Annotated in this window: 11 protein-coding genes; 6 read left to right on the top strand and 5 right to left on the bottom strand. The window is 30.2% G+C overall.

All coding sequences use genetic code 11. From position 1 onward, the window contains the following. Window positions 1-185: 185 nt before the first annotated feature. A complete protein-coding gene (locus AABM47_RS02785) occupies window positions 186-440 on the top strand; it encodes a type B 50S ribosomal protein L31 (RefSeq protein WP_338409401.1) in 255 nt (84 codons plus the stop codon). 91 nt (window positions 441-531) lie between these two features. Continuing rightward, window positions 532-1,707: a GlmU family protein gene (locus tag AABM47_RS02790; protein ID WP_338409402.1), complete on the top strand. Its 1,176-nt coding sequence runs from the start codon at window positions 532-534 to the stop codon at window positions 1,705-1,707. A gap of 80 nt (window positions 1,708-1,787) precedes the next feature. Here AABM47_RS02790 and AABM47_RS02795 read toward each other — a convergent pair whose 3' ends face one another. Further along, a complete protein-coding gene (locus AABM47_RS02795) occupies window positions 1,788-2,084 on the bottom strand; it encodes a hypothetical protein (protein ID WP_338409403.1) in 297 nt (98 codons plus the stop codon). Window positions 2,085-2,229: 145 nt separating this feature from the next. Here AABM47_RS02795 and mtaB point away from each other — a divergent pair, with 145 nt between their 5' ends. Then, window positions 2,230-3,558, top strand: coding sequence for a tRNA (N(6)-L-threonylcarbamoyladenosine(37)-C(2))-methylthiotransferase MtaB (gene mtaB / locus AABM47_RS02800; RefSeq protein WP_338409404.1), 1,329 nt, complete (start codon window positions 2,230-2,232; stop codon window positions 3,556-3,558). 70 nt (window positions 3,559-3,628) lie between these two features. Here mtaB and AABM47_RS02805 read toward each other — a convergent pair whose 3' ends face one another. The 3 genes from AABM47_RS02805 to AABM47_RS02815 all read right to left on the bottom strand — a co-directional run bounded on the left by AABM47_RS02805 (window position 3,629) and on the right by AABM47_RS02815 (window position 5,159). Next, window positions 3,629-4,285, bottom strand: coding sequence for a hypothetical protein (locus AABM47_RS02805; protein WP_338409405.1), 657 nt, complete (start codon window positions 4,283-4,285; stop codon window positions 3,629-3,631). Window positions 4,286-4,292: 7 nt separating this feature from the next. After that, on the bottom strand, window positions 4,293-4,769 hold the full coding sequence (locus tag AABM47_RS02810; protein WP_338409406.1) for a sigma-70 family RNA polymerase sigma factor: 477 nt from the start codon (window positions 4,767-4,769) through the stop codon (window positions 4,293-4,295). A 108-nt stretch (window positions 4,770-4,877) separates the two neighbouring features. Further along, window positions 4,878-5,159 (bottom strand): N-acetyltransferase, encoded by a 282-nt coding sequence (locus tag AABM47_RS02815; protein ID WP_338409407.1) that lies wholly within the window; start codon window positions 5,157-5,159, stop codon window positions 4,878-4,880. 50 nt (window positions 5,160-5,209) lie between these two features. Between AABM47_RS02815 and AABM47_RS02820 the strand changes: the two genes are divergently transcribed. Together AABM47_RS02820 and AABM47_RS02825 are read left to right on the top strand one after the other, a co-directional pair. Then, complete coding sequence (locus tag AABM47_RS02820) at window positions 5,210-5,893, top strand: alpha/beta hydrolase (protein ID WP_338409408.1); 684 nt, start codon at window positions 5,210-5,212, stop codon at window positions 5,891-5,893. Then, on the top strand, window positions 5,877-6,749 hold the full coding sequence (locus tag AABM47_RS02825; protein WP_338409409.1) for a lytic transglycosylase domain-containing protein: 873 nt from the start codon (window positions 5,877-5,879) through the stop codon (window positions 6,747-6,749). Before AABM47_RS02820 ends, AABM47_RS02825 begins: the two co-directional genes overlap by 17 nt. A 95-nt stretch (window positions 6,750-6,844) precedes the next feature. Here the strand turns inward: AABM47_RS02825 and AABM47_RS02830 are convergent, their stop codons facing one another. Continuing rightward, the gene (locus AABM47_RS02830) at window positions 6,845-7,360 is read right to left on the bottom strand and encodes a DUF2892 domain-containing protein (protein WP_338409410.1); all 516 of its coding nucleotides are present in this window, start codon (window positions 7,358-7,360) and stop codon (window positions 6,845-6,847) included. Window positions 7,361-7,512: 152 nt separating this feature from the next. Between AABM47_RS02830 and rpmH the strand changes: the two genes are divergently transcribed. Further along, the coding region (gene rpmH / locus AABM47_RS02835; protein ID WP_338409411.1) for a 50S ribosomal protein L34 at window positions 7,513-7,655 on the top strand (143 nt) is incomplete at its 3' end.

Here is a 7,655-nt window from a genome sequence, read left to right on the forward strand (position 1 = left end):
TATAAGTGATTTAAAATAAAAAAAGTTACAGTTTTGCTTGTTAATTAAAAATTAAGTGTAAATTTGCAATCTCAAAAATACTAAAGATTATAAACAAAAAGTTATAAACGTTTATACCTTTTTCACTAAAAAAGAGAAAGCATCAGAACGGTTTATAGCCAACAAATAAAAAAAGATTTACAAAGATGAAAAAAGGAATTCACCCAGAAAACTATAGATTAGTAGCTTTCAAAGACATGAGTAACGAAGATGTATTTATTACAAAATCAACAGTAGAAACTAAAGAAAATATTACACACGAAGGTGTTGAATATCCCGTTTATAAAATGGAAATCTCTAGAACTTCTCACCCTTTTTACACTGGTAAATCTAAACTTATTGATACTGCAGGGCGTATTGATAAATTTAAAACTAAATATGCAAAATTCGATAAAAACTAATCGAATTTTTTATAAACATATAAAACCTTCCATTTTGGGAGGTTTTTTTATGGAATAAATTGTAATTTTGATTTTTAATTGAATTGATAAAATGAACTATATACTTTTTGACGGAACCGTTCGCAATGCCTTACTGCCCTTTACTTATACCCGACCAGTTGCAGATATTCGCTTGGGAATATTGACCATTAGAGAAAAATGGGAAATGCACCTGGGCAGTACAACGACTTCATTAACTGAAGAATATTTGATGGAAAAGTTTCCAATGGTGGAGATGGAAGAAAATGTTATGATTAATGCTTCTTTTTTACCTGACGAAAATTTGGCAGAAATGGTTTCAGCTTTACTCATAAATCAAGCAATCGTATATCAAGAAGAAATTGTGGCCTTTTTTACTTATGACACACAAAACGAAGTAGATTTTGACACCTATGATTTAATTGAATATGAGGATGAACTTTTTCAAATTCAGCATACCTGGGATATTTTTGAAAAAAACGACAGAGCCATCCGTCAAGATTTTGACTTTTTAACACAAGATAGGTCTTCTGAACCTATTCCTAAAAGTGTTAATGCAATTGCACCCGAAAACATATTTATTGAAGAAGGAGCAAAGCTTCAATTTGTAACTCTAAACGCATCAACAGGGCCAATTTATATTGGAAAAAATTCTGAAATCATGGAGGGTTCTGTCATTCGTGGACCCTTTGCCTTATGTGAAGAAGCTCAAGTAAAACTAGGCACTAAAGTGTATGGGGCAACAACTGTTGGGCCACATTCTAGAATTGGTGGTGAAGTTAATAATTCCGTTCTTTTTGGATACTCTAATAAAGGTCATGATGGCTTTTTAGGAAATTCTGTTTTAGGCGAATGGTGTAATATTGGTGCAGATTCTAACAATTCAAACCTTAAAAATAATTATGACGAAGTGCGCTTATGGAGTTATGAAACAGAAGGATTTGCTAAAACAGGCCTTCAATTTTGTGGTTTAATGATGGGAGATCACTCTAAATGCGGAATCAACACAATGTTCAACACAGGAACAGTTGTGGGAGTTTCAACAAATATTTTTGGATCAGGTTTTCCACGAAATTTTGTACCCAGTTTTTCTTGGGGAGGAGCTTCTGGCTTTACAACCTACATTACCAAAAAAGCTTTTGAAACTGCTAAAATTGTAATGGGTAGAAGAAAAATCGAATTTACTGAAGAAGATGCCAAAATAATGGAACACATTTTTGAGGAAACAAAAAAGTTTAGGAAAGAGTAGTTACTAAGATTTAGCCACAGATTCACAGATTTTTAATTTATTTTAAATCTGTGAATCTGTGGCATTTAATCTATATAGTTTTAAATAGAAATAAAATTTAAAATTTTTCTCCAATGTTCATTTATAAAATATACTGCACTACACATAACAATTAAGATTATACTCGTTTTTATAATTGCCTTTCGCATTCTTGTTTTATTTTCAAATTGAAGTCTTGTTCTAATTTTTCTTAATAATTCAGGTGAAGCTTTTTTATGATCAATAAACTCTTCTCGATGATTAGAAGTGTTTTTTAACCTTTCTAATTTCGATTTTCTATCACGTCTATTGTTTTTCATTGTAATAATAGCATGCAACATTGAACCTTCTCCAGCCATAATCTTGAGTTTAGTAATTATACGCAATTTTAATAAAATTGTTACAAATTAAAATCTGTGAATCTGTGGCTATTTTTATTTTAAATTTTTACCTAAATTTGCAATCTCAATTTTTTGACAACGATTTCATCAATTGAGTTTGCTTATGAAAAACAAAAAAAAAGTAGCATTCTATACTTTAGGATGTAAATTAAATTTCTCTGAGACTTCAACAATTGCCCGAAATTTTCAAGACGAAGGTTTTGAACGTGTTGGTTTTGAAGAGGTTGCAGATATGTATGTGATCAATACATGCTCGGTTACCGAAAACGCCGACAAACAATTTAAACAAATAGTCAAAAAAGCACTTAAAACAAACGACAAAGCATTTGTTGCAGCCGTTGGTTGTTATGCACAATTAAAACCCGAAGAATTAGCTGCTGTAGATGGAGTTGATTTGGTTTTAGGAGCAACAGAAAAATTTAAAATTATAGATTATATAAATGACTTGTCCAAAAATGACATGGGCGAAGTACATTCTTGTGAAATTGAAGAGGCTGATTTTTATGTAGGAAGTTATTCTTTTGGAGATAGAACCCGTGCTTTCTTAAAAGTACAAGATGGTTGTGATTATAAATGTACCTATTGTACAATTCCATTGGCAAGAGGAATTTCAAGAAGTGATACCATGGAGGGTGTTTTGCAAAATGCATCTGAAATTGCTGCAAAAGGAATTAAAGAAATTGTTTTAACCGGAGTTAATATTGGTGATTATGGAAAAGGAGAGTTTGGCAATAAAAAACACGAACATACTTTTTTAGATTTGGTTACCCAATTAGACAAAGTGGCGGGTATAGAGCGTTTGCGAATTTCGTCAATTGAGCCTAATTTATTAAAAAACGAAACCATCGATTTAGTATCGAAATCAAGAGCGTTTGTACCTCATTTTCATATTCCGTTGCAATCAGGAAGTAATGAAGTTTTAAAGAAAATGAAACGTCGTTATATGAAAGAGTTATATGTAGATAGGGTAAATAAAATCAAAGAAGTTATGCCTCATGCATGTATTGGTGTAGATGTAATTGTTGGTTTTCCTGGCGAAACAGACGAGCATTTCCTGGAAACATATCATTTTTTAAATGAGTTAGACATTTCTTATTTACATGTTTTTACCTACTCTGAAAGAGATAATACAGAAGCTGCAACAATGGACGGTGTAGTGCCCAAAAATGTAAGAGCAAAGCGAAGTAAAATGTTACGAGGACTTTCGGTAAAAAAACGCAGAGCCTTTTATGAAAGCCAAATAGGAACAAACCGAACAGTCTTATTTGAAAACGAAAATAAATTAGGCTATATTCATGGTTTTACAGAAAATTATGTGAAAGTTAAGGCGCCTTGGAATCCTGAATTAGTAAACACATTACATGATGTACAACTTACTAAAATTGATGAAGACGGCGCTGTAAGATTTGATTTTGTAAATGTAGTAGTTTAATAAAATAATACATATGCTAAAAAAGGATAGCTCGTTTTTGAACTATCCTTTTTTATACTTTTAATTTATATTATTTTCTCAACTCTTCCATATCAGCTAATAATATTTCTAATTTTTTTAAGATTCTTCCATAACCTAGTTTCAAATCAAATTCTCCAATTCTTTCTCCAAAGAAGGTTAAAACACCAATCATTCCAATAAAAAAAACAATGAAGGCTAAAGGAAAATTAAAAACCAAGTAAGTATCAGGAAATTTATTAATGAATATTTTTGTAAAATTAGTGCCCGGATCATCTCCGCCAATTTCACCAAACCAAAAACTTAAAACCATTATTATAAATATATAAGGGTATAAAAATCGAGATAGTTTGGTGTTGGTATTTCTCATTTCTTTAGTCCATTTGTCAAAGGAGGTCAAGTATTCGTAACTACTTGCGCTATTGTTAATTGTATTGAGTTTTTTACTAAATTTATGAGCAATAATAGAAATTATTAAGAATAAAAAGGCCATAGATATTCCCATATAAGGGATTTTACTAATATATGAAATGGGTATAATAAGTATTGCAAATAGTACAATTCCGATCCTATTTATTCGATACATTTTTCTGAATTTTTCAACGATATCGATAGATTTTTGAGTGTATAAATTATTGATTTTTGGTGCAATTAAGGCGTCTTTTTTTAAAAATCCTTCTTTCCAAATTAATTCTATAGCTTTTTCCATAATGTTTTTAGTTTAATATTTTTTTTAATCGTTCTTTGATACGTGTAATACGTACGCCAATGTTATTTGCATTTGTTCCTATAATATCGGCAATTTCTTGATAGGACTTTTCTTCTAAGTACAACATAATAACTCCTCTGTCAAGTTCAGAAAGTTGTTTTATGGCACTGTACAAATGATTTAAAGATTCATCAGTAAAAACATAACCGTCTTCTGTAGCCACGTCTGGCATAAAGTCGGATGATGTGTGCTGTTTTTTTTTGTTCTTTTTAAGTAAAGTCAAACAAACGTTTAATGAAATTCTGTAAATCCATGTAGACCATTCAGATTGTCCTTTAAAATTATCTTTACTTTTCCAAATTTGTAAACATACTTCCTGATAATAATCCTCAAAATCTTCTTGAGAATTTGTGTATGCTCTACAGATTTTAATAATAATTCCTGAATAAGGCAAAATGGATACGGTATAAAAATCAATACTCATGCTAATATTTTCTTATTTAGTGCTTAAAGTTTAAAAACATTACATTTTATTAGTATAATTTTTGCAAAAAAAAATCCCAAGCTAAATAAACTTGGGATTTGATTTAAATTATATTTTCAATCCAGGTGGAAGAAGTTCTCTATATCTTCTGTGTTTTCTAAAAAACTTAATCATTCTAAGGTGGGTAGGAACAACTTTTAATTTTCGTTCAACAGCTATTTCTAATACGTTGGCGATAAATTCATCGTGCAATTCTAAATCGAGGTTGTTGTTTTCGCAAAATTTAGTTAGAAAAAGCTTGCGATCATGAATGGAATATTCAATAGCGACCAAACCCGTATCTGTTGTAATTTCAAATTGTCTTAAAAGTTCGTTATCTTTGATGTCCATATTGGGGTTTAATTGGACTCCAAAGTTACGAAAATTTTAGTTAATAACCTATGAAGAAGGTTTCTGTGTACTTAATGCCTGGCTTAGCAGCTAGTTCTGCTATTTTTGAATTTATAAAATTACCAGAAGATTCTTTCGAATTGTATTATTTGGAATGGTTTTTGCCTCTTGAGAAAGAGTCGCTAGAAGATTACGCACTTCGAATGACTGAAAAAATAAAGCACAAAAATCCAGTTTTAATTGGTGTTTCTTTTGGGGGTTTACTTGTTCAAGAAATGGCATTGCATATTCAAACAACAAAAGTCATAATTATTTCAAGTGTAAAAAGTAATCTAGAGTTTCCGTTAAAAATGATTATTGCAAAAAACACAAGAGCTTATAAAATTATTCCTACACAATTGTTTTCAAATATTGAGGTTTTGACAAAATATGCATTTGGCGAAAATGTTATAACCAAGCGTTTAAAGCTTTATGAAAAATATTTGCAAATGAGAGACCAAAAGTATTTGGATTGGGCAATAGAAAGTGTAATTTTATGGAAAAGAACCAAACCCGATTTGAATGTCATTCACATTCATGGTGATTCGGATCTTGTTTTTCCTATTAAAAACATAAAAAATTGTATTTCTATTAAAGGCGCAACACATGTATTAGTTATCAATAAATACAAATGGTTGAATGAAAATTTGCCAAAATTAATTCTTAATAATGATCTAAATGAATTTAAAAACTAAAAGAGCGTTTCAAATAATTGTTGTTTTATTAATAAGTAGTCTGTTTATATATGCTGTATCAGTCTCAAAAACCACAAGTCGTTCATCGGCTATACCTTCAGGTATAAATTTTGCAGGTGAAACAGTACCCACAACAGACAACGATGTTAGCGAACGACTGGATAGGGAAATGGTAACGAACATTAACTATCATTCTAATACTACTTTAGTGATCAAGCGCGCTAATAAAGTATTTCCAATCATTGAGCCTATTTTAAAAAAGAATGGAATTCCCGATGATTTTAAATATTTAGCAGTAATCGAAAGTGGTTTAATAAATGTTGTTTCTCCTGCAGGTGCAAGAGGGGTATGGCAATTTATGCCAGCTACAGCAAAAGAGTATAACATGGAAGTAACTTCTCAAGTAGATCAAAGGTATCAATTGGATGTTTCTACTGAGGCGGCTTGTTTGTATTTATTAGATGCTTATGCAAAATTTGGAAATTGGACTTTAGTAGCGGCTTCGTATAACGCAGGTATGTCAGGTGTTAATAGAGTGTTAGATGCCCAACAAGTTACAAGCTATTATGATGCTTTATTTAATGAAGAAACTGCTCGTTATGTGTTTCGAATTTTAGCTTTAAAAGAAATTATGAAAAATTCTGCTCAATATGGTTTTGATATCCCTAAACACGAGTTATACATTTCGATACCCACAAAAAAAGTATCAGTAGACTCTACTATTGATGACATAGCGCTTTATGCAATTAATCAAGGAACAAATTATAAAACATTAAAAGTATTAAACCCTTGGTTAAGAGATAAAAAGCTAAGCGTTTCTGAAGGTAAATCATATTTAATTGAAGTGCCAGAGTAAAGCAATGCATTGTTTTGAATTTTGTAAACAAAAAAATTACAAGCTAAATTGTTTAGTTTGTGATTTTTTATTGCCCACTAGTTATGGGTATAAACTTATATTTTTTTAAGCTGTTGTTTCAACATGTCAACCTGTTCTTTTAACATATTTTGTTTGTCTAACTTTTTAGCTTCGTTTAAATATTTTGTAGCTTCAATTTTTCTTCTTTTACTTAAAGCAATTCCGGCTAATTGTAATTTAGCTAAAGCTAAATCTTGATCCATGCTTAAGCCTAATTGAATAGCTTTCTTAAAAAACTTTTCTGCTAAAGTTAAATTGGTTTGTGAAACCATAATTCCGTTCAAATAATTATAATACCCTTGTTGTTTTTGAACCAGAGCAGTTTCAGGATTTTTAATTCGGTCTAACCAAGATTTTGCTCCTGCCATATCTTGTTTTCTTAATTTTAAGAAAGCCAATAAAATAAATTCGTTTTTAAAGTAAAGAAATATAAAAATAAAGGAAATAAAAATAAGAAAAATCCCATTACCGGTACTTCTATCAACAATTTGGTAAATACCAAAAGCTATTAATAAGAAAGCAATAATTAGTTTAATTGTTTTATGAAACATAGTATGTTTTTTAATTTGATACAAAGGTAATAAAATCTATTGAAAAAATATTTTAAAAACTACTTGTAAATGAAAAAAGACTTTGTATATTTGCACTCGATTTATAGGAAACTATAACACATAATAAAAATAGATTATTAAAGATATAAGCAATGAGCAAGAGAACGTTTCAACCATCAAAAAGAAAAAGAAGAAATAAACACGGGTTTATGGATAGAATGTCTACACCTAATGGTAGAAAAGTCCTTGCACGTAGAAGAGCAAAAGGAAGACACAAATTGACTGTTTCTTGCGA

It is taken from the genome of uncultured Flavobacterium sp. (assembly GCF_963925415.1).
Classification (GTDB): Bacteria; Bacteroidota; Bacteroidia; order Flavobacteriales; family Flavobacteriaceae; genus Flavobacterium.